This is a genomic window from Streptomyces sp. NPDC001933, assembly GCF_042890955.1.
In the GTDB taxonomy this organism is placed as follows: Bacteria; Actinomycetota; Actinomycetes; order Streptomycetales; family Streptomycetaceae; genus Streptomyces.
Map to the genome: position 1 here is coordinate 523485 of NZ_JBIASS010000004.1, position 21129 is coordinate 544613.

Genomic DNA, 21129 nt, shown 5'->3' on the forward strand with positions numbered 1-21129 from the left:
TCAGCAAGGCCGGACTCGGCTGCCCCTTCCGGGAGGAGGAATAATGCGGGACGAGGCACGGGACGGGAAGGGCGCGACTCTGCGCCCGGACGCGCAACGCAACCGTGAGCGCATCCTGGAAGTCGCACTGGCAGAGCTGACGCGGGCAGCGGACGCCCCGCTGAGCACCATCGCGAAGAAGGCCTGCGTCGGACAGGGGACCTTCTACCGCAACTTCCCCAACCGCGAGGCCCTCGTCCTGGAGGTCTACCGCTTCGAGATGCAGCAGGTCGCGGACACAGCGGCCCAGCTGCTCAGCACTCGCGCACCTGACCGGGCCCTGAGGGAGTGGATGGACCGCCTCGCGCAGTACGCCATGGCCAAGGCAGGCCTGGCCGACGCGTTGCGCAAGTCCACCAGCAACTGCGGCAGCAGCCTGGCCCAACTGGGACACGGGCCGGTGACCAGGGCGGTCACGCTACTGCTGACCGCGAACGAGGAGGCCGGCACCATCCGGCCGGGCGTGACCCCTGACGACTTCGTACTCGCCATCGCCGGGCTCTGGCAGATCGACCCGCACGGCGACTGGCAGCCGCGCGCCACACGCCTTCTGGACCTCGTGATGGACGGCCTGCGGGCGGGGGCACCCGGAGCGGGGGGCCGCGCGGTGGACGAAACGGAAGCGGGCGTTCGCGCGGCGGGCGGGACGGAAGCGGGCGGATCCAAACGGGTGGCACAAGCACCAGACTGACTGTACCGGCCGGAATGCGTACGCTCGTTCAACGCCCGGAATGTTCATGAGGGTTGAGGCTGTAGGCATGCCTTTTGCCGATGAAGTGGCCGCAGTGGCCGTGCTGGAGTACCAGGCGCAGTGGCCGGTGGACTTCGAGCGGCTGGCAGGGATGTTGCGCAAGGCCCTGGGAAGCCAGGCGCGCGCGATCGACCACGTCGGTTCCACGGCGGTACCCGGCCTGGCGGCCAAGGACTGTGTGGACATCCAGGTGCGCGTCACCGCGATCCATGAAGCCAGGCAGATCGGGCTCCTCGGCGCGATCGGCTTCCGTTGCCGGCCCGAGCCATGGAACCGGATGGAGCATTCGGGCGGGGAGGAGTGCCGCAAGTTGGTGTTCGCCCCGCCGGCGGGTGCGCGGAGGTGCAACGTACACCTGCGCCGGGAAGGCGACCCGAACTGCCGTTACGCTCTTCTGTTCCGCGACTACCTGCGTGCCGATGAGGCTGCCCGACGGCAGTGGGGAGCGTTCAAGCAGCGGCTGGCCCGCAGCGTTCCCGACCTGCTGGATTACGGGCAGATCAAGGCCCCGGCCACCGAGATCCTGATGATCGCCGCCGAACGCTGGGCAGCGGCAACGGGCTGGCAGCCACCGCCGGGGCGTCCGGCATCGCGCACGTCTCCTACGAGATGACCGGATTTCGGCGGCGTCCGCGCCGGGACGGGGAAGGCGCCCGCCGATCCGGTTCCGTACTCGGCCGGTGCGTAGGGTGCGGGGATGATCGAGGTACCGGAGACGTTCGCGAGGAGCACGATCGAGCGGGAGGGCGAGCCCGGAGCGGTATGGCTCGCCGGACTGCCCGGGATCGTGGAGGAGTTGTTGGCGCGCTGGGAATGTGTGCCGGACGGCGAGGTCATGCATGGGGGCGTCGGGGTCATCGTGCCGGTGCAACGGCCGGCAGAGGGGGCGGCTGTGGTGAAGGTGTCCTTCCCCCACCCCGGCAACGTCCACGAACCGGACGCGTTTGCGGCCTGGGGCGGACGCGGCGCCGTGCTGCTGCGTGATCGCGACGACGAGCACTTCGCGATGCTGCTGGAGCGAGCCCGGCCGTCGACCCTGGCGGAGCTCGAGGACGAGGACGAGGTGGCGAGAGTCGCAGGGCGGATCAGCCATGCGCTGGCCGTCCCCGCGCCCTGTGGGCTTCCGAGGCTGCGGGAACAGGCCGATGCCTGGGAGGCCCAACTCCGCCAGGACGCCGAGGAGCTGACGCACTCACTGCCCCGGTACGTGGTGGACGCGGCCGTGGCGACCGTCCAGGAGCTGGGCCGCGATCAGCCGGACACTCTCGTCCACGGCGACCTGCACGCTCGCAACATCCTGCGCGCCGACCGAGAGCCGTGGCTGGCGGTCGACCCCAAGGGGTACGCAGGAGACCCTGCGTATGACGGCGGGACCCTGCTCAAGACGCGGGCGTTGACGCTCGTCGAGGCGAGCGACCTGCGGAAGGCGCTGTTCCGCACCCTGCACGTCTTCGCCGAGGCAGCCGAGGTCGATCGCGAACGCGCGCGGCGCTGGGCCCAGTTCCATGCAGTCCAGGCTTCGTTCTGGGGCCGCCGCCACGGATTTCGTAGGGCGCGGAAAGGGGCAGGACTGGACTGGCTCACGCAATTCGTCGACTCCCTGGCGGAGTTGCTCGTCGACCGTGCGTAACCCGGGGGCACCCAGCCGACGAACAGCATGGCCACGGCGGTGACGATCAGACAGCTGCTGAACAGCAGGGAAACCTGGCTGGGCGAGGCGTGCAGGCTCTTGCCGAGAGCTGGCAGGATCGGGTCGACCAGGCCGATGCCCATGAACGAGATCACGCAGGCGAACGCCACGGCCCAGACGGCCTTGGGCTGCCGGAACGGGCTGGCGGCCTTTCCATTCGGTGCACTCATGTGCGTTTCTCTCCAAGCATCGAGAAGAGGCGACGGGGGAGAGCGAACGGGTTCTGCGGACTGGGCCAGGAGCCGGTCAGGACCGTCAGGAACGGTCCTGACCGGCCTGACGGTCCTCGATGGCGCGGGCCAGGGCGGGCAGCGCAACTCGCACCGCTCGCTGCGCCGGCTCGCTCAGTTCCTCGATGAGCAGCCGGAGGGCGTCCGCGCGCTCCGCTCGACGCTGCCGGAAGACCTCCAGGCCGGCGTCCGTGGCTTCCACCAGCACCGCCCGGCCGTCGTGGGGGTCGGCGACCTGGCGTACGAGGCCGGCGCGTTCCATCCGGGTGATGAGCTGGGTCATGTTCGGCTGGGAGGCTCCTTCGGCGCGGGCGAGCTCGGTCAGACGGTGCGGTCCCTCACGGCCCAGACGCCCCAGGGCGGAGGAGGCCGCGGTGCTCAGACCTCCGGCGACTGCGCTCTGGCGCACGTGGCGGACCATCCGCTCCACGGCGATCACCAGCGTCTCGGCCGACACCTCGGAATCCGGTTCCACAACCCGCTTATCCGTAAGCGCATTATGCATATACGTGTAGTGCGAAGCAATATCCAGGATGGCGGGCTGTCAACTTGTTAACTTCGGTTGCATGCCTCATTCTCGGTAACTAGAGTTGTCGTCATGACGCCGCCTGAGATCACTACCGCGGAAGAGGCAGCCCTCGACAAGGCTCTTCTGGACGCCCTCAACCCACTCGCCTCGGCGATGCGTGCGCGGGCGACCGGACTTCCTGAAGAACGCATGTGGGATGCCGACCCCATCGATGTCACACTCTCGATCCTCACCGCCTGGAAGGTGGTGGACGCGGAGGTCAAGCGATTGACGGCAATCGCGGCGAGAACCGCGGGCTCCTACGGTGCGAGCTACGAGCAGCTGGGTGCTGCTTGGGGCATCACCCGGCAGGGTGCCCGCAAGAAATGGCCCGAAGCGATCGAAAGGCCGGCCTCCGCGGCAGCGGAGACGAGCTTCGTCGAACTGTGCGGTGGCAGCGCCGAAGTCTCCCGGGATCCGTCATCGGGCGGCTGGAAGTGGGCCGGACGGGGAGCCGATGGCACTCGCGACGAGGCCGACGGCACCGCGCACTACGCGACGAAGGAGGAGGCTGCCGCCCACGCCGGCGCCTTCCTGAAGGAGCATGCCATCGACTGACCGGATGACCGGCGGACTGACTGACCGACCGCCCACGCCACCGCCGGAAGTGCCGAGACGCGTTGCGAACGTGCTGGTCCCGCGCTCGCGCCGAGCTTGTCAGTGGTGTGGTGCATGATCGGCATGTTGGCTCTTCGAGGAGATGGGGCACCATGCCGATCACAAACCAGCAGGTGACTGAACGCGCCTTTCTGCGGCCGCTGTACGCGGACGACTACTTCCCGGATCACGTCCTCGACAAGGGCACGGCGATTCTGCTGAACCTGTGCGAGCGGATCGAGGCAGAGCGGCCGGTGGATCTCCAGGCCCTGTATGTGCTCGCGGAAGCGGCGACAGAGCAGTTCAATCTGTTGCAGGCCGAGTTCGAGGCGGCGGGCAGTGAGATCGAGACCGTAGCGCGTGAGGAGATAGCCGAGGAGTTCTGGTTCGTGGCGTCGGCCTACGGATTCCCGGACGCGGACGTGGAGGAGCTGACCGCCGCCAGGGATTGGTGAGCGGCGGGCGATGAGCGGATGGCTGGGGCGGTGGGCCTTGTCGAGCCATGGCAAGCGCGGCAGGCGCGGGCACGGCAGCCGGGTTTCCTCCGGTTGCCGACCTGGCCAGGTCGTTGGCGACTTCAACGCAGCGAGATGTCAAGTGCGGCAAGACCGTTGCGGACAGCAGCGGATGTCTCGTCGAGTTGCTCACGCTGATGAACAAGCCAGTCGGAGTCGATGCGGAACGGATCGCCGGTAAAGCGGGGGATGACGTGGAGGTGTACATGGAAAACCTCCTGGAACGCGGCTTCGCCGTCCGCGAGAAGCAGGTTGACGCCTTCACACCGCAGACCTGACCGACGCAACGCCCGCCCGAGCCGGTGAGCCACCTTCCAGACCTGGACACCGGCGTCCTCCTGAAGATCCTCCAGCCCCACCGCGTGCGTCTTGGGAACGACCAACAAGTGACCAGGGTTGACGGGCCGGAGATCCATGAAGGCGACCACCGACTCGTCTTCGTGAACGATGCTGGCATCCGCCTGACCGTGCACTATCGAGCAGAAGACACATCCGTCGCCCGCCACAAGCCGCTCCTCATGCTCCGAGTACCGTGTGCCGACCACCCCATCAGAGGACTCACCCGAGCGCGAGCGAATTCCATCCCGCCCGATGACGAGCAACACTGTGTGGACGTCTTCGGCGGCGGATATTGTCATGTTCCACTCTGAGCAAGGAACGTGATCATGGCAGAACGTGCCGTGCCGCCTCGTGTGGTGGCCGCAGAACGTGTCGCCTCCGAGGCAGGCTTCAAGAAGAGTTGCATCCCTGAAGTGGGCAGGCTCCTCGGACTGGCCGCTGCTGCGAAACCTGACGGAGTCATCGCGGAGAGCGGCACCGGATCCGGAGTGGGTACTGCCTGGCTGCACAGTGGCCTTGGCGCTGGTGCGCGCCTGGTCACCGTGGAGCGTGATGAGGACCTGGCCCGCCGTGCGGCCGCCGTCTTCGCGGACGACCCGCGCGTCAGCGTCCTCATGGGGGATTGGCGGCTGCTTGAGCAGCACGCCCCCTTTGACGTCTTCTTCTGCGACGGCGGGGGCAAGCGTGATGATCAGCAGCGGGTCGTCGAGCAGCTCGCTCCTGGCGGCCTTCTCATCCTGGACGACTTCACCCCCTCGCCCCACTGGCCGCCTCGTTTCGAGGGTGAAGTGGATGAACTTCGCCTGTTCTACCTCACTCATCCGGACCTGGAAGCCACCGAGCTGCTCACAACACCAGGTAGTTCAGTGGTCATTGGGACGCGCCGCGCGTAGCCACGAAGGGAAGCGATGTCTTGCTTACTCGGTCTCGCCCGACTGTTTGCCGGAGCGGGAGCGTCGGTGGGCTGAGACCCGTTCGCGGGTTGCGCACCGGCGGGAGCAGTAGCGGCGTTCCGGGTCGCTGCCTTGCGTGACGAAAACGTTCCGGCAGCTGGACAACGCGCAGATCCTGCCAAATCGCGTTACTCGCTCCGCCTCTACCTCGTCGGAGCAGCGGCGGCTCGTGCCGGGGACGAGATGTCAGGACCGGCGCTGATGCTGGCCGGGTTCGCGTCGGCCGGATCTACCACCGACGCGTCGTCGCTGCTCGCGGGCATCACGATCTCCGCCGTCGTAGGAGGGCCGCTGCTCGGGGCGCTCCTCGACAGAGCGGAACGACCGGGCCGCCTGCTGGCCGGAGCCCTCGGCCTGTACGCGGCCGGCATGGGAGCGATCCTCGTGGGGCTCGGCCGTTTGCCGTTCACTGTCACCATCCTGATCGCGGTTCTGACGGGGCTGCTGGGGCCGGCCCTGTCGGGCGGATGGACGGCCCAACTCCCTCGGGTGGTGCCGGGTGACGGGCTGCCCCGTGCGAACGCGCTCGATGCCATGACGTTCAGTGCGGCGAGTCTGGCCGGTCCGGCTCTCGCGGGCGGCCTGGCGGAGGTGCTGGGAGCGCCGACGGCTGTGGTGGTCTCCGCAGGGCTCATCGGTTTGGCGCTGCCCGGCGCCTGGATGCTTCCGGCCCGTCACGGTCGGGGGCGAGGCAGCCGGACGAGTTCGGTGATCAGCGACCTCGCTGCCGGAATCCGGGCCGTCATGAGGAAACCTCCGCTGGCCCGGGCGACCCTCACCTCGGTCGTCTCCTGCGTTGCGCAAGGCATGCTGACGGCCTGCATGGTGCTCCTCGGCGAGCGTGTCCTGGGCGGAGCCGGTCACGGCGCGATGCTGCTTTCCTGCGCGGCGGTCTCCGCCCTCGTGGCCAACGCCGTACTCGCGAGGTTTCCGCGCTCACTCGCCCCCGATACGGTCATCTGGGCCAGTGCCCTGGTCCAGGCTGCCGGGTTGGCCCTGGCCACGGCAGGGCAACCAGCGCCGGTGATCGTGGCCGTACTGATGATCGGGATCGGTGAAGGCCCTCAACTCGCCGCCTTGTTCGCGATCCGCCACCGGGAATCCCCGGACCATCTGCGTGGCCAGATCTTCACCACCGGAGCCAGCTTGAAGATCACCGGATTCGCCCTGGGTGCTTCGGTGGCCGGGCCGGTCGCGACCTGGTCCCTTCAAGGTGCTCTGGCCCTCGCGGCGAGTGTGGCGGCCCTTGCGGCACTGGCCTTCTTCGTAATCCCGTCAGCGAGAGTCGGCTCGTCCGGGCACCGCGCGATATCGCCTTGATCAGGACGAACGGTTGCAGTCACCTGAACTGCTCGCCCTTGCGATCGAGTGGGATCAAGGACGGCGCCCCCACGCCGAGATCATAGGGGCGGTCGCGAGATCGAGGCGTCCGGTGGCGACATTCGCCAGGTGGCGGTCGATCTCGTCGTCGGTGGCAAGTCCTTCCGCCACCAGACGGCTGCGGATCTGCCGCACGGTCGCAGCCTCGAGAACGGCGCAGGCCGGCGAGGTGATCGGGAAGTAGGCGTCGGCCCGTACGTCTTCGAGACCGGCCTCACGCAGCAGCCGGGGGAGGGTCCGGCCGTACGAGAGGTCCGCGCCTCGTGCCGCCATCAAACTGCGGAAGCCGGATCTCAGCCGGTTCGCGAGCCGCTGTTCGGGACCGGACTCGTCCGGACACAACAGCGGCTGCAATCCCGGGTCGGCATCCTCCAGGAGCAGCCGACCGCCGGGTCGCAGCGCCTGGACCATCCGGCGCAGTGCCTCGGCGCGGTCGGTGACGTGTACCAGGACGAGCCGGGCGTGGACGAGGTCGAAGCCGCCGGGCGGCGGCGGGTCGACCGCCACGTCGTGCCGCAGCACCTCGATCGCGCCACCGTTGATGTCGTGGGTCCACGACACGTCGATGTCGGTGGCGATCACCGCACCCGTCGGGCCGACCCGCTCGGCCAGTCCGAGGGGCACGGACGGAGAGCCGGCGCCGACCTCCCAGCACCGCATGCCGGCGGCGATCCCGAGCTGGTCGACGTGCCGGAACGTCACCGGGTCGAACAACTCGCTGAGGGCGCCGAAGCGGATCCCTGCCTCCGATTGCTGGTTGTCCAGCAGGTAGCCGTGATCCGTGTCGTGTTCAGCCATGTGGTGATTCTGGCAGAAGCGGCCGGCGCCGCACTCCTCGAACCGGCCGTCACCCGCGAAGATCGCCCAGCGGTTCGGGACCGGTGAGGCGGACAAGGGCCGCCTCGCCCGCACCCCTCGTCACCATCCACACCGGCGGCGCTCGACCCCCTCTCCGTACGACGCCTCTGCAGCCTGAGCACGGGCAGCCGAGACCCACGGACGTACGCTCGGCTAACAGCGCGCCACGACAAGCAGATTGGTGACTCTCTCCATCGGCACGACGACGGCTTTCACCGTTCCGTCCACTTGAATCCGCACGTTTCCGCCGTCAGCACTCTTCAGTTTCCCGCACGTCGATGTCCCGTCATGCTTGACCGTCACGTACGCGACCGGATCCGAGCCCGCTGCCGGGGCCCACCAGGTCGCGGTGATGCCCAGGAGGAAGCACACCAGCGCTGCGGCGACGATGGTCCGGCCCCGCCTCAGCCGGGCCGCTGCGGCGTCGGCCAGGGCGATCTGGTAGGCCGCGACCGATGCGTGGCGGCGGTGGATGTCCGCAAGGGAAACCATGCCCTCTCGGGTGCCGGCCTGCGCAGCGAGGGCCTGCCAGAGCCCCGCCAGGGAGAGGGCGATGCCGCCGCCGATGAGGAGGGTGACCGCGATGCGCCAGTCAGTGGTGAGCTGAGCCGTCGTATCGCGGCCCTTGAGTACGGCTCCGGCCGTGACCAGCGTGACGAAGGCGGCGAGGCCGTTGCGCCAGGCCTCCGCGTTGGCGCGCACCGCGGGCAGCGAGGCTTCGGCCAGCGCGGCGAAGCGGTCGCGCTCGGTCAGATCCGTGGGCGTCGGCGGGCGCTGCGGCTTGCGGGGCCTCAGGGGCGTCCCGGTCATGGCTGTCCGCCGGTCGAGGCCGGAGCGGGGTCGGCGGTGAGCTCGATACGGAAGCTGACACCGCAGCCGCCCACGGCGTTCGGTTCTGCGGTCCCGGATTCCCCGGCCGGATGCGTGGCACCGCACGAGCAGGTGACGTCCAGCACGACCGGGTCGCCGTAACCGTACGTGCGAGCAGGCTCCACCAGACCCGTACCGCCGGTTCCCTGGACTCCCGTACGGCTTCCGCCGATCCCGCTGGTGACCGCCGTCAGCGGACGCCGGTCGGTGAAGTGGTGCACACAGCGCGGGCAGGCACCCTCGACAACGGCCGAGGAGACATTGTCGCTCGTCATCACCACCGCTGCGAGGGCACCCGACTCCAGCAACTCGAAGGCGACCTCCGTCCAGTGGTAGTCCGAGGTCTGTTCATAGGGGATCGGAGACTGGGGCTGATGGGGCATGGTCACCTCTGTGGACGGAACCGCGAATCTCGCGTGCGGAATGGGTCACGATCCGAAGTGGGCGTACGACGCCCACTTCACGGGTTCGGTGGGATCGCTGTCGCGCAGTGCGCGAACAGCTCGGTGGAGCGCGACGGCGGGCTCCGTACCGCTGTCGGTCGACGTCAACTCCCGGTAGAAGTGGTCCGACACGGCCGCGGCCGAGGCATCACCCACCGGCCAGCTGGTGGCGACGATGTGGCGGAACCCGGTCAGCTGCATCGCCGCCGCGAGGTGGATCGCCTCGTCCGCGAGGTCGGGTACGCCCGTGGCGGTCTGGCACGCCGACAGGTACGCCAGCTCGGCGTGGGCGAGGTGCAGGTCCGTGATGTCCGCGATCGACAACGGGCCGTCGCCGAGACTGAAGGCGCTCGCCGCCGGATCGGAGGGGTCCTGGGCCGCGTGGCAGGCGAAGTGAATCCGGTCGCAGCGCGGGAGCTCGTCGAGGACGGCCCGTCGGGTCGCGGCCGTCCCGACCAGGCTCACCACCTCGGTCGCGTTCGCCGCGTACCGACGCAGGCCGGCCAGCTCGTCGGCGACCGCCGGCAACGCGGCCAGCCCGGGGGTCTCCGGCAACGCGATCGCCAGGTGCCGCCGCACCGCCGGCTCCGAGCGCCGGACCCGGCTCCGGGACAGCGCGGCCAGCGTCGGCGTGTAGGAGGAGACCACCAGGTCCGCGGTCCACACACCGCCAGAGCCCGTTGCCGACCCGTGGCGGGGATGGTGACCCGCGGCGTGCAGCGGCAGCATGCTGAGCAACCCCACCGGACACCACCACAAGCGCGGCGGCGCAGCGCCCGTCCGACCGGAAGGCGGATGGGCGTCGTGCCCGAGCCGAGCCAGGATCGGCCCCACGATGCTGTCCCACAGCCAGCCGAGGACGTCGTGGCTGGTGTGCCTGGCCCGCTCCCGGGCCAGGAACGACACGCTCGGGTCGGTCTGGGCCCCGGTGGCGGACAGCAGGTCCGAGACCTTGCCGGACACATCGCGGATCGAGACCGAGGGGAGCACCACTACCTCTGGCGCAGGTGTGTCATGACGGACGATCAGCGCATGACATCCGTAGCGGCTGACATTCACGACGACCACCGGACCGTCCGTGGCCGCGTTCTTCAGCTCGGCGTACGGCGTAGGCCCGAGGAAGTGTTCGAACCCTTCGACCTGGCGGACCCGCTCGACCGTCTCGTCCCACTCCCGGGCCAGATCCCGGCGGCGCTCGCCGGCCTCCGCGGAGAACTCCGCCCCCCGGACCCCGCTGCGGACCCCGCCGGCCGGAGAGTATTCGCCGTCGGGGGAGAACTCACCGATGGAGGGGAGCTCGCCGACGGGGAAGCGCTCGCCCGCGGGCGAGAAGGTGTCGAGCCGGGTCCGCAGCGTTGTGAGCCGCGTGGCCAGCTCGGGGTGAGAGCCGGCCAGATCGCTGAGGTCGCTGCGGAGGTGCAGTGCCTGAGTCCAGATGACCGACCTGCTCTGTTCGAGCATTTCGACCGCGGTCGAAAGCTGCCCGGCGGCGATGGCGGCCCCCGCGGCCTCGGAGGCGAGCCCCGACCACCTGCGCAGGGTCTCGCTGCGCACCCCGGTCCGCATCCCGTGCCAGGCGACGGTGGGCAGACGCCGGACCGCGAGCCCGTAGTCCACGACCGCTCCGTCGATGCCGCCCTCCTGCGCCGCGAGCCGGGCGGCGTGGACCGCGCACTGCATGGCCATGTCCGGGTCGCCGTACGGATCCCGGGCGGCCTCGCGCCAGCACGACAGGGTGGCTTCCAGATCGGCGCGGTTCCCGGTGACGCCGTGGCGCTGCTCCAGGATGCGCCCCAGTGACCACAGCCATTCACCCCGGCGAGCGTCTCCCGCCCCCGTGACCTCGACGGCTCGCCTCGCGGTGGCGACCGCCTGATCCAGCAAGGTCACATCTTGCCGGGCCCGCGCGGCAGTCGTCAGTGCCACGGCGCGGTTCCGGAGGAAGAGGCCGTGATCGGAGGAGCCGGGGTGAACCACGTCGATCATCCGCTTGCTGACCCGCAGCATCTCCGCGACATCCGCGGGGTCGGGATCACCGGCGAGATCGACTCGCATGCGCAGGAGCCAGGAGAGGGTGGAGAGCGGCCTGCTGACGAAGTCCCCGTGCTCCGGGAACTCCCGCTCCGCCTCGACGGCCAAGGCGATCGCCTCGTTCAGGACAGCGCGGTCGCCGGTCCGGTGGAAGACCTGAGTGAGCGCGTTCGCCAGTCCGACGGCGGCGATCGACCGCGTTACCGGATCCCCGGCCGCATCCTGGAGCGCGGCCCGGAGGGCTTCCACCGCCGCATGCATGTCCAGGTCGTCGCCGAGGTGTGCGTGCCGGACCCGCAGCGCCATCCCCAGACTGTAGAAGTCGCGGGCGCGCGACGAGGCGCCGGGCGATCGTGCACCCGTCACTTCGCGCAGCTCGATCACGGACCGGTCGAAGTCTGCCGAAGACCCGGTGAGCATGGCCCTGGCCTGGACGAAGACGGCGTGGTTGTGGAGTACGGATGGGCGTCCGCGGTCGCCGTCGGGTATTTCCGCGAGGGCCGTTTCCAGGGTCGAGATCGCCTCGTCGAGGTCGGGAGCACTGCCGGTCTTCTCGTAGCGGGCGAACAGTGCCGACGCGAGGCGTGAGAGCACGGAGACGGACCGGTCTTCGTTCGCGGCGTCGAGATCCGCCGCCTCCCGCCCGGCGGCCACCGCCGCGTCCAGGTCGGCCGGGTCCATCGTGTGGTGGAACCGCCATTCAAGGACTTTGGCGAGCTCGCTCAGACTCGCCGGCCGGCAGTCCGGTGCCGGATGTCCGTCGGACACCGCGTTGCGGATGACGGCGACGACGTGCTCCAGGTCGTCCGGGTTCCGGCGGTCGTCGTAGCGGAGCCGAAGGGCGAGGGCCAGCCTCGGCAGATGGTCCGCCCGGTCCGGGGCGGTGGGGAGCACGGTACGGAACGCCTGCTCATGGGCCTCGATCGCGGCATCGAGGTCGGTCGCGTCGCCGTCCCTCAGGAACCTGCTGACCAGAGTGTCCCCGAGGTTCGACAGGTAGGTGCTGTACTGCGGATCGTCCGGTTCCGCGGCGGCGATTATTTCCCTCAGCACATCGATGGACTCGGCGCCGTCCGCGGCGGAGCCCGTGACCCGGAACCGGGTGGCGAGCGCCATCGCGAGGCAACCCCGACGGATCTCGCGGTCGGCTTCATCGGCCTCGGCGCTCGGTACGAGCGCTCTGGCCAGGTCGACGAGGGCGTCCATGGCGTCGAGTTCGGTCGTGCTGCGCGACCGCATGGAGAACCGGACGTTGTCGAGTTCGAGCCCGATGTTGACCGAGCGATCGGCCTCGTCGGCCCGGGTGTCGAGACGTACGGCGACCCGCAACAGCGTCCCGGCCATCTGCCCGAACTCGGGACGCGCGGCGGCGAGGCACGCACGGGCGGCACCGAACACCCGGTCCAGGTCGGCCCGTTCCCCGGTGTGCTCGAAGCGCCTCTCAAGGGCATCCAGTCTGCCCACGAGCCGTAGACCCCGCTCCGCATGGTCGGCCGGCGTCGCAGTGAGGACGGCCGCCCAGAGTTCGATCGCCTCGTCCAGATACGGCAGTTCGCGCCCGCTGTCGTAACAGGCGACGGCTGCGTTCAGGAAGTTCGAGTACGTGATGATCCCGTCCTCGCCTTCGTCCAGGGAGGTCGAAGCGACCGAGAGTCGCCCGACACGGACCGACTCCCGCAGATCGGCGACGTCCCCACCTTGTTCGAACCTGCGGCGCAGCCGATAGCAGAGATCGGAGAGGGCCCGGACCCACGAGGCACTGCCTTCCGGCGCCTCGCGGACCGCCGCCTCGCACGTACGGACGCTCTCCTCCAGATCGGCCGGGTCGCCCGCGCTGTCGAACCGACGGTGCAGGGCGTCGCCGAGATCCACGAGGAAGTCGGCTCTCCGGGCGTCGTTCCCCGGAATGCTGTCGAGCGTCGTCCGCCACAGGGCGACCGCTTCGTCGAGATCGGCCCGGTCCCGGGATTTCGCGTGCCGGGCACGGAGGCTCTTGTCGAGCGCAGCCAGAGCGGACCCGTAGTCCGTGTCGGAACTGTCGGCCGTGACGCAGGCGAGCCGTCCCCACCGCACGGCCGCGTCGAAGTCGGCGATGGAGTCCGTGGCCTCGGCCAGATGCCGGTGCGAGCGCCCGAGCCGCTGATACCGCAGCCAGAGGAACTGGTCGCCGGGCGGTGTGCCGGCGACCGAATCCTCCAGTGCCCGAATGGCCTCTTCGAGACAGGCCCTCTCGCCGGTCCGTTCGTGCACGACCAACAGCGAATCGGCCAGCAGCGACAGCCTGCGTGCCCGGTCCCTTCCAGGCGACGAGAGGCCGACGGCCTCCCGGCGAGCCGCCACGACGTTCCGCGCGTCCGCCACGTCCCTGGAGGCCCGATGACGCTCGTGGTACGCCTGCCCCAGACGCCCGAGGGCGAGGATCCGGCCCGCGGGGTCCTCGGGCGCTGTGCGAAGAGCCCACAGAATGCGATCGATCGCCAGGTCAAGAGGACTGAGGTCGGTGCCGTCCGAGAGGGAGAGCAACCTGTCGGCGGACTCGACCGCCCAGCGCAGGCGATGGGTTCCGTCCGTCGCGAGGATCCCGACCATTTCCGCCACCTCGGCGGGGACCAGTTCCGGCGCGGTCTGCCGCAGCCCGAGGAAGAACCCGATGGCGTTGTCGGCTTCGACCTGCCCGGCGGCGGTACCGGACGCCACGCCTCGCCAGAAGCGGAACAGGGCCGACTCCGCGGCCGCCGTCACGTTGAGCTCCGGCTTCCCGGCACGGCCGACGCGGATCGCGGCGGCCATGGCCGCCGCGTGCTCGTTCTCAGCCTGCGGATCGGTCAGGTACCGAGGGTCCCCCGACTCCCGGAAGAGGACGATTCTCCGGCGGACGGCTGAGGCCGGGTCCGGCACGGAACGGGACGTTGGATCCTCTGACATCGCTTCAGGCTACTGAGAACACACTCTCAAGTACTTCAGTCCGACTATTTCGTGATCACGCGATGCGGTCGCCACCCATTGCGGAGCTTGCAGCAGACCCGTGGGAGGGGCGGACGGCCGTACGCAGGACGACTGTCCGCAGAGAGAGCCCTCCGATTTCCGAGGTGCTACCACTGCTCGTAGCACCGACGGGCGAGATGGACAGTGACGTCGGCGGTGATCTCGACCGTCTCAGGCAGAACCTGCATGATCTGGCTGAATACCAGCTCTCGCTCCAAGGCCGGCAGTACGAGATAGGCAGAGATGGTCGAAAGTTGACCTATGTAGTCGTGAGCGCTCATCGTCAAGCGCGTTTCGATCACCTCCTGTTGAACATCGGTGAACCATTCGGACCGCAGGAGCTCCGTGCCGGGCCACTGCATTTCGCACTCCGCAGGTGTGCCGTCCGGGGACGGAATCTCGTCACTCTCCAAATACGGTGCTCGCGCCGCGCGCACGATTGCCTCGACCGCCGGATCGGCAAGCCGGATCGGTCCCCCGAACGAAGCGAACACACCACCCGGCTCCAGCAGGGCGGCCATGCGTGACCACCGGCCCTCCGAGGCCGTCCAATGCAGCGCCGCTGCCGCATGGACCAGCCCGTACTTCTCACCTGGCCGCAAGTCCTCGAACGCGGCCTGCACCGTCCTGACGCCTGCCGGAACGTGCTTGCGAAGCTCTTCGAGCATGGCCCCGTCAGGCTCGGTCGCCGTGACCGTGATCCCCTGCCGGGCGAACAGACGGGTCGCCTTGCCTGTCCCGGCGCCAATCTCGAGGGCAGTCCGAACCGGATGACCCGCGTACGCCATCACCATGTCGAAAAGCTCCAGGGCGTAGCCCGGACGGAACCGTTCGTAGGCTTCCGCCATCGCTCCGAAGCTCTGTGCACGACCAGACATGCTGAGCATCCTGACACGAGCCGTGCCGTCAGTGACCCGGCCAAGGAACCTTCCGACGGACACGGCGCTCACCAATCAGGGCCCCCTGGATCAGTTTCTCGCCCTCCGGGCCCGCGCCCGCCCCCATGACCACGAACCCGCACCCACCAGCAGAGCCGTTCCCAACGCGTACACCGGCACCCAACGAGTCGTCGTCGCAGCGAGACAGTCGGCAACGGCCTGGCGGCTCCGCATCTGCTGCGTATGGGCCAGCGCGTCGGCATCACGACCGGCCAGTTTCCCCAGAGCGGCCTGCGTTCGCAGGCTCTCGTACCGGCCGGACTCCACGCACCCGTGCCGGGTGCCCGGCATCGGGAACAGCCAGTCCCAGCGCTGCAGTGCCGGCGCCAGCGTCAGTGCCACGCACAGACCCACTACCAGCGAGAAAGCTGCCAGGCTCCATCCGTAGGCCGCCCGTCGATCCGGCGTCCACACCGGCACATGGCCGAACGACAGGACCACCGCTAGCAGCGTCACCCCGAGATAGGTGGAGAACCACTCCCACGAGCCCTGCGCAAGCGAGAACGCCAGCACCACGGCAAGGGCGGTCCCCAGAACACCGGCATCGCCCGCCGTCCGCTCCCCGATGCCGACCACGGGGCCCCGGGCACCTCGACGGCTGCGCACATTCACACGCTCTCTCCTGCCTGTCTCCGGAGCGCCAGCCTCCCGCAGCGGCCCGTTGCCACCCTTCGACACCACAGTGGTACGTCTCCGACCACACCCGAACGGCACAGCCACCAGCCATCCGGCGAAAACCCAGCCGCTCCGGCGGCCATGAGGCTGCTCCGGCCGCGCGGCCGGTCAGGGCCCGCTGACGATGCCGTGGAGTCCGGCTGTCAGTGCTGGATGCAAGACTGCTCGGCATGATCGAACCGAATCCGAAAGCGGACCTGCTCCGTTACCTGCAAGACGGGCGTGACGCCCTGTTGTGGAAGCTCGATGGGCTCTCGGAATACGACATCCGTCGTCCGCTGACCCCCACGGGCACGAACCTGTTGGGGCTGGTCAAGCATGTCGCCGGCGTGGAACTGGGTTACTTCGGCGACACGTTCGGGCGGCCGTTCTTCAACGAGGAGCCGCCGTCCTGGTGGTATACGGAGGATGCAGAACCCAACTCGGACATGTGGGCCACGGCAGACGAGTCGCGCGAAGAAATTGTTGGGCTCTATCACCAGGCGTGGGAGCACTCCAACAGCACGATCGAGACGCTGGCACTTGACGCGATCGGTCACGTCCCGTGGTGGCCGAGCGAACGACGCGAGGTGACACTGCACCACATCCTGGTGCGCGTGATCTCCGATACCCAGCGGCACGCAGGCCACGCCGACATCGTGCGCGAGCTCATCGACGGAAGCGTCGGGTACACGCAGAGCAAGGACAGCCTCCCACCAGGCGATCAGGCATGGTGGGAGAGCCACCGGCGGCGACTGGAGGACGTGGCGCGAGAAGTCGGCGACAACTGACTCGACGCTGCCCTGTCTTGCCCTGCCCTGCCCTGTTCCCGATCCGTCGGCACAGGGCAAGGGCGGTGCCCCGAACCGCCGGAGGAGGTCAGAGGAGGCCGAGCCAGTAGCGGTACGCCGAGGCGAAGGGTTCGACGCCGTTCCCCTCGCGACGGCCGGCTTCCATCAACCACTCGCACGTCTGCCGGGCCTTGCTGATGAGCCCCGGGGGATAGCCGTAGCCAATCCGATGTTCGGCGAACTCGTCCTCGTCCTCGACATGGGCTTCGCCGCCACGGAGCCGCACGACATCGAGATCGAGGTCCACCATGCGCAGGACGGCCCCGTTCGGGCTCCACTCGGGTGCCGTGCACACATCGCAGTAGAGCTCGGGGCCCGGGTCCACGCAGAACGTGGCTGTCCACCACTCACCGCGAGGTACCAACGTCACGTAGGCGAACCGGCTCGTCCAGCCGCCCGTGGCCGAACGGACCGGGACACCCCGCGCCGTGCCCAACCACACCCCGTGCTCGTCTTCACCCAGCCGGACAGCAGTCCACCGCGCGCTCAGGGTGCCGTCGTATTTCCGGATGTCGACCAGCACGGAGGTGCACTTTGCGATCACACCAAGAGGCTTACCCGACAGCGCTGTCGAAATACCAGCGGCTGCCTCCCGGCCCGGCGGACGGGGCGTTCATTCCCCTCCCACGTTGAACAGGGCATCACGCGCTGCGGCCACGTCGAGGCCGGTCCAGCCCCTGACTGAGATCCGTGCCTCCTCGCCGGGGAGCAACGTGATCAGGCCGCGGTCCGCCACGGCGTCGGGCCCCACCCGGTCGGGCTGGAGCAGGAGATCGCGCACCAGCGTCCGGGCCGTGACGACGATGTCGACTGCACCAAGGGCGCTCCCGGCTCCAGCTCCAGCCCCGGCTTCGGCTCCGGTTCGGATGCCGGTTCCGGGATCGAGACGGACGTCGTACTGCGGTATTGGGTAGGCGAACTCCTTGTCGAGTACGGGGAAATGCACCGCCCGGAGTCCGTCTGCATCGGCCACCAGGAATTCCCTGGAGGAACCCTCTTCAGGCAGCAGCGGGCTCGTCACCGTCAGTCTGGTGACCGTCCGCGGGCCCGCTTCCAGCTCCACTGACGTCTCGTGCAGCACGGTTCCCTCCGCGTCGAGCCGACGCAGGTGGACCGTCGTGCGCCAGTCGGAGCCGGACTGATTGTCGAGGGCGAGTACGGGACCGTCATCCGTGGGGACGAGGGAGAGCAGCCGGTCCGCGTAGAGCCGCCGCAGCTCGTGGTAGAGCGGCTTGAGCCGGCCGTCGCCGTCGATGGCCGCCCACGAGCTGACCGGCCAGCAGTCGTTGAGCTGCCAGAGAACGGTGCCTGCGCACACCGGCCAACTCGCCCGCCAATGCTCGATACCCGCGGCGACGGCGCGTGCCTGGACGACCTGTGCCAGGAAGTGCCACCGGTCGAAGTTCTTCTCAGGCAGGCCGAAATGACGCTCGATGCCTCGGTTCAGTTTGCCGTTGCCGTCCTCCGCCTTCTGATGGTGCAGCATGCCGGGGGAGTCGGGGGCGAGCCGCTCGCCGGGCAGGGCACGGTGGAGCGTCGCGAGGGCGGGAGGAGCCTGCCAGCCGAACTCGGCGCAGAAGCGGGGCACGTCTGCCCGGTACTCGGCGTAGTCCTGACGGTTCCACACCTCCCACGAGTGGTGGGTGCCGTGCCGGGGATCGTTGGGATGGTGGTCCCATGACCCGGACCAGGGGCTGCCCGCCGTGTACGGGCGGGTCGGGTCCAGCTCGGCGACGATCCTGGGCAGCATGCCGAGGTAGTAGCCCTCGCCCCAGGAATTGCCGGCCAGCGGCCGCTCCCAGTCCCAGTCCCGGAACCCCCAGAGGTTCTCGTTGTTGCCGTTCCACAACACCAGACTCGCGTGTGGCATCAGCCGGATAACGTTGTCACGCGCCTCTGCTTCGACCTCTCCGCGCAGTGGCTGCTCCTCCGGGTAAGCGGCGCACGCGAACGGGAAGTCCTGCCAGACCATGAGACCCAGCTCGTCGCACACGTCGTAGAACGCGTGGTCCTCGTAGATGCCTCCGCCCCAGATACGGACCAGGTCGACGTTGGCCTCGGCGGCCTGGGCCAGTCGCTTCCGGTAGCGCTCGGGCGTGACCCGGGAGGGCAGGACGTCGTCGGGGATCCAGTTGACCCCGCGCGCGAAGATCCGTACGCCGTTGACGACGAAGGTGAAGCCGGTGCTGTGGGAATCCGCCGAGCGGTCGACTTCGACCGTGCGGAAGCCGACGCGGCGCGTCCAGGCGTCGAGTTGCTCACCTCGCTCGTCGAGCAGCGTCACGTCGAGGTCGTACAACGGCTGGTCGCCGTATCCCCGCGGCCACCACAGTGCGGGGTCCTCCACGTTCAGGCGCAGCACCGCGCTGTCCTCTTCGAATGCGATCTCCGCCTCCGTGCCGGCGACGGTGGCACGGAGGGTCAGCCGATTGCCGGCGCCGTTCGCGGTGCGCTCCGTGCGTACCCGCAGTTCGACGCGGCCGGTGGAACCGTCGACCGAGACGAGGGGGCGGACCTCGGCGAGGCGGGCGGTGGACCAGTGCTCGAGGCGCACCGGTCGCCACATCCCGGCGGTCACGACGGTCGGGCCCCAGTCCCAGCCGAAGCTGCAAGCCATCTTGCGGATGTACTGGAAGGGCTCCGGGTAGGCATTCGGACGCTCCGCGGTGAGGGCACGGACGCGGTCCGCCTCGTCGTAGGCCGATGCGAATCGCACTTCGAGCCGTCCGGCCCGCCCCGTGACGTCGAAGCGGTGGACGCGGTGCATGTTGCGCGTGGTGCCGAGGCTTTCGCCGGCGAGGACGACCTCGGCGGCGGTGTCGAGTCCCTCGAAGACCAGCTCGGCCCGCTCGTGCTCGCTGTTGTGGTGCAGCTCGCTCACGTAGGACCACGCCCGCCGTCCCACCCAGGCGATCTCGGTCTCGTTGTGACCGATGAAGGGATCGGGTATGACCCGGGCAGCGAGCAGATCGGTGTGGACACAGCCGGGGACACGGGCGGGCAGCAGCGCGTCCTCGTGGCGCAGGCTCCAGCCCTCGTTCAGCTGGGTGACGTCCTTCATGGTGTGGGGTTCCAATCGCCTGGCAGCTGATGGATGCGTCTACGGGGCGACGCGGTTGACCCGGTGATCAGCACACTCTCCGTCCATGAACCGGTGAAGCTTTGAATGGTTCACTTACAGCCGTCAACAGGGCTGCCATGCCCCAGACTTGCGTGGATTCCGACAGGTATTGGTTACGGATGGGCATCGCCCGACGAACGTGAACTTTACCGGTTCAGGTCCGGCTGGCATAGTGCCGCCACTCGGTGGGATTGCCGTCATCTCGCGCCGAATCCGGATGGATCTCCGCTCAACGAGGGGGCGACACGCCGCTCGGGGGCGGGCCGGTACTGCCCCGGGGAACGAAGCCGGCGCATCCCATGCGGACGTTCCCCACCTCGTCACCGGCGACGAGGGACAGGAGTGCGCTTGCCGCGCGTGCGCCGTGGCCCGGAATGTCACGGGTGACCACCGAGAGCACGGGGCGGACCACCTGGGTGAGCGGGGACTCGTCCCACGCCACGACCGAGAGGTCGGCGGGGACGGAGAGGTTCAGTTCCTGGGCCACCGAGAGCGCCGCGACGGCCATGATGTCGTTGTCGAAGACGATCGCAGTGGGGCGCACGGGCGAGATCATCAGGCTCCGTGCCGCGCGGGCACCCTCGTCGCCCGTGTAGTCGGTGTGGATCACGGTCGCCTCGGGAATCCCGGCCTCCCGGCAGGCCGCGCTCAGGGCCGCGTCCCGCACCGCCGTGTGCGCCAGTCCGGCGGGCCCGGCAACGCGTGCGATCCGCCGATGGCCGAGTGCCGCCAGGTAGCGGACGATCTCGTGGACGCTCTCGCCGTCGTCGGACCAGATCGCGGGGAGTGTGCCCGCCGCGTGGGGCGGCCCGATGGCGACCGCGGGCAGGCCGAGCGCCTCGATGGCGGGAGGGCGGGGGTCGTCGGTCTGCAGGTCCATCAGGAGGACGCCGTCGACCCGCCGTTCACCCCACCAGCGGCGGCACAGTTCGATCTCGCTCTCTTGCGAGGTGACCATCTGCAGCATCAGCGCGTACGTGCGCTCGACGAGGATGCTCTCCACCCCACTGATGAACTCCATGAAGAACGGCTCGACGCCCAGCGTCCGGGCGGGGCGCCGCACGGCGAGACCCACTGCCTGCGCCCGACCGCCGGTGAGTGCGCGGGCGGCGCTGTTGGGACGCCAGCCCAACTCCTCGGCGATGCTCTTGATCGACGCGCGGGTGGTCGCGGAGACGCCCGGCAGGTCGTTGAGCGCGTACGAGACCGCCACCTTGGAGACACCGGCGCGGCGTGCGATGTCCGCCATGGTCGGCCGCTTCACACGCCGCTCCTGTTCTGCGCCGAGCTGTTCATCGTGGGGAGAGTCTGGAGAG

Annotated in this window: 19 protein-coding genes and 2 pseudogenes; 8 read left to right on the forward strand and 13 right to left on the reverse strand. The window is 69.1% G+C overall.

The window, feature by feature from the left end; genetic code table 11:
• Nucleotides 1-43 precede the first annotated feature (43 nt).
• From ACFYY7_RS13330 to ACFYY7_RS13340, 3 genes are all read left to right on the forward strand, one after another.
• On the forward strand, nucleotides 44-730 hold the full coding sequence (locus tag ACFYY7_RS13330) for a TetR/AcrR family transcriptional regulator (protein WP_388660911.1): 687 nt from the start codon (nucleotides 44-46) through the stop codon (nucleotides 728-730).
• Nucleotides 731-797: 67 nt separating this feature from the next.
• The gene (locus tag ACFYY7_RS13335) at nucleotides 798-1403 is read left to right on the forward strand and encodes a GrpB family protein (protein ID WP_388660914.1); all 606 of its coding nucleotides are present in this window, start codon (nucleotides 798-800) and stop codon (nucleotides 1401-1403) included.
• Between the two features lie 84 nt (nucleotides 1404-1487).
• Entirely contained in the window at nucleotides 1488-2420 is a 933-nt protein-coding gene (locus tag ACFYY7_RS13340) for an aminoglycoside phosphotransferase family protein (protein WP_388660917.1), read from the forward strand.
• Between the two features lie 8 nt (nucleotides 2421-2428).
• Here the strand turns inward: ACFYY7_RS13340 and ACFYY7_RS13345 are convergent.
• Nucleotides 2429-2650: pseudogene (locus tag ACFYY7_RS13345) on the reverse strand (MFS transporter); the annotation flags it as partial.
• Between the two features lie 85 nt (nucleotides 2651-2735).
• Entirely contained in the window at nucleotides 2736-3215 is a 480-nt protein-coding gene (locus ACFYY7_RS13350; RefSeq protein ID WP_388660920.1) for a MarR family winged helix-turn-helix transcriptional regulator, read from the reverse strand.
• Nucleotides 3216-3308: 93 nt separating this feature from the next.
• On the opposite strand from ACFYY7_RS13350, the gene ACFYY7_RS13355 reads away from it, so the two are divergent.
• Both ACFYY7_RS13355 and ACFYY7_RS13360 read left to right on the forward strand, forming a co-directional pair.
• Entirely contained in the window at nucleotides 3309-3836 is a 528-nt protein-coding gene (locus ACFYY7_RS13355; RefSeq protein ID WP_388660923.1) for a hypothetical protein, read from the forward strand.
• Nucleotides 3837-3988: 152 nt separating this feature from the next.
• Entirely contained in the window at nucleotides 3989-4330 is a 342-nt protein-coding gene (locus ACFYY7_RS13360) for a DUF5713 family protein (protein ID WP_388660926.1), read from the forward strand.
• A 122-nt stretch (nucleotides 4331-4452) separates the two neighbouring features.
• Here ACFYY7_RS13360 and ACFYY7_RS13365 read toward each other — a convergent pair whose 3' ends face one another.
• Entirely contained in the window at nucleotides 4453-5028 is a 576-nt protein-coding gene (locus tag ACFYY7_RS13365) for an HIT family protein (protein WP_388660929.1), read from the reverse strand.
• Nucleotides 5029-5049: 21 nt separating this feature from the next.
• On the opposite strand from ACFYY7_RS13365, the gene ACFYY7_RS13370 reads away from it, so the two are divergent.
• Complete coding sequence (locus ACFYY7_RS13370; RefSeq protein ID WP_388660931.1) at nucleotides 5050-5622, forward strand: O-methyltransferase; 573 nt, start codon at nucleotides 5050-5052, stop codon at nucleotides 5620-5622.
• Between the two features lie 24 nt (nucleotides 5623-5646).
• On the opposite strand, the pseudogene ACFYY7_RS13375 reads toward ACFYY7_RS13370, so the two are convergent.
• Nucleotides 5647-5802 (reverse strand): annotated as a pseudogene (locus tag ACFYY7_RS13375) (CGNR zinc finger domain-containing protein); the annotation flags it as partial.
• Between ACFYY7_RS13375 and ACFYY7_RS13380 the strand changes: the two are divergent.
• Nucleotides 5755-7002, forward strand: coding sequence for an MFS transporter (locus ACFYY7_RS13380; protein ID WP_388660934.1), 1248 nt, complete (start codon nucleotides 5755-5757; stop codon nucleotides 7000-7002). The pseudogene ACFYY7_RS13375 and the gene ACFYY7_RS13380 overlap by 48 nt on opposite strands.
• 54 nt (nucleotides 7003-7056) lie before the next feature.
• On the opposite strand, the gene ACFYY7_RS13385 is transcribed toward ACFYY7_RS13380, so the two are convergent.
• The 6 genes from ACFYY7_RS13385 to ACFYY7_RS13410 form a co-directional block, all read right to left on the reverse strand.
• Nucleotides 7057-7860 (reverse strand): methyltransferase domain-containing protein, encoded by an 804-nt coding sequence (locus ACFYY7_RS13385; protein WP_388660937.1) that lies wholly within the window; start codon nucleotides 7858-7860, stop codon nucleotides 7057-7059.
• 213 nt (nucleotides 7861-8073) lie between these two features.
• Nucleotides 8074-8730, reverse strand: coding sequence for a hypothetical protein (locus tag ACFYY7_RS13390; RefSeq protein ID WP_388660940.1), 657 nt, complete (start codon nucleotides 8728-8730; stop codon nucleotides 8074-8076).
• The gene (locus tag ACFYY7_RS13395) at nucleotides 8727-9173 is read right to left on the reverse strand and encodes a hypothetical protein (RefSeq protein WP_388660943.1); all 447 of its coding nucleotides are present in this window, start codon (nucleotides 9171-9173) and stop codon (nucleotides 8727-8729) included. Before ACFYY7_RS13395 ends, ACFYY7_RS13390 begins: the two co-directional genes overlap by 4 nt.
• Before the next feature lie 45 nt (nucleotides 9174-9218).
• The gene (locus tag ACFYY7_RS13400; protein WP_388660946.1) at nucleotides 9219-14189 is read right to left on the reverse strand and encodes a CHAT domain-containing protein; all 4971 of its coding nucleotides are present in this window, start codon (nucleotides 14187-14189) and stop codon (nucleotides 9219-9221) included.
• Between the two features lie 167 nt (nucleotides 14190-14356).
• The gene (locus tag ACFYY7_RS13405) at nucleotides 14357-15127 is read right to left on the reverse strand and encodes a class I SAM-dependent methyltransferase (RefSeq protein ID WP_388660949.1); all 771 of its coding nucleotides are present in this window, start codon (nucleotides 15125-15127) and stop codon (nucleotides 14357-14359) included.
• A gap of 90 nt (nucleotides 15128-15217) precedes the next feature.
• Nucleotides 15218-15763, reverse strand: coding sequence for a hypothetical protein (locus ACFYY7_RS13410; RefSeq protein ID WP_388660952.1), 546 nt, complete (start codon nucleotides 15761-15763; stop codon nucleotides 15218-15220).
• 269 nt (nucleotides 15764-16032) lie between these two features.
• Between ACFYY7_RS13410 and ACFYY7_RS13415 the strand changes: the two genes are divergently transcribed.
• Nucleotides 16033-16632, forward strand: coding sequence for a DinB family protein (locus ACFYY7_RS13415; protein ID WP_388660955.1), 600 nt, complete (start codon nucleotides 16033-16035; stop codon nucleotides 16630-16632).
• An 88-nt stretch (nucleotides 16633-16720) separates the two neighbouring features.
• Here the strand turns inward: ACFYY7_RS13415 and ACFYY7_RS13420 are convergent, their stop codons facing one another.
• The 3 genes from ACFYY7_RS13420 to ACFYY7_RS13430 all read right to left on the reverse strand — a co-directional run bounded on the left by ACFYY7_RS13420 (nucleotide 16721) and on the right by ACFYY7_RS13430 (nucleotide 21077).
• Nucleotides 16721-17236: a DUF402 domain-containing protein gene (locus ACFYY7_RS13420; protein WP_388660958.1), complete on the reverse strand. Its 516-nt coding sequence runs from the start codon at nucleotides 17234-17236 to the stop codon at nucleotides 16721-16723.
• 69 nt (nucleotides 17237-17305) lie between these two features.
• Complete coding sequence (locus ACFYY7_RS13425; RefSeq protein ID WP_388660961.1) at nucleotides 17306-19753, reverse strand: glycoside hydrolase family 2 protein; 2448 nt, start codon at nucleotides 19751-19753, stop codon at nucleotides 17306-17308.
• Between the two features lie 289 nt (nucleotides 19754-20042).
• Complete coding sequence (locus ACFYY7_RS13430; protein ID WP_388660963.1) at nucleotides 20043-21077, reverse strand: LacI family DNA-binding transcriptional regulator; 1035 nt, start codon at nucleotides 21075-21077, stop codon at nucleotides 20043-20045.
• Nucleotides 21078-21129: the final 52 nt, after the last annotated feature.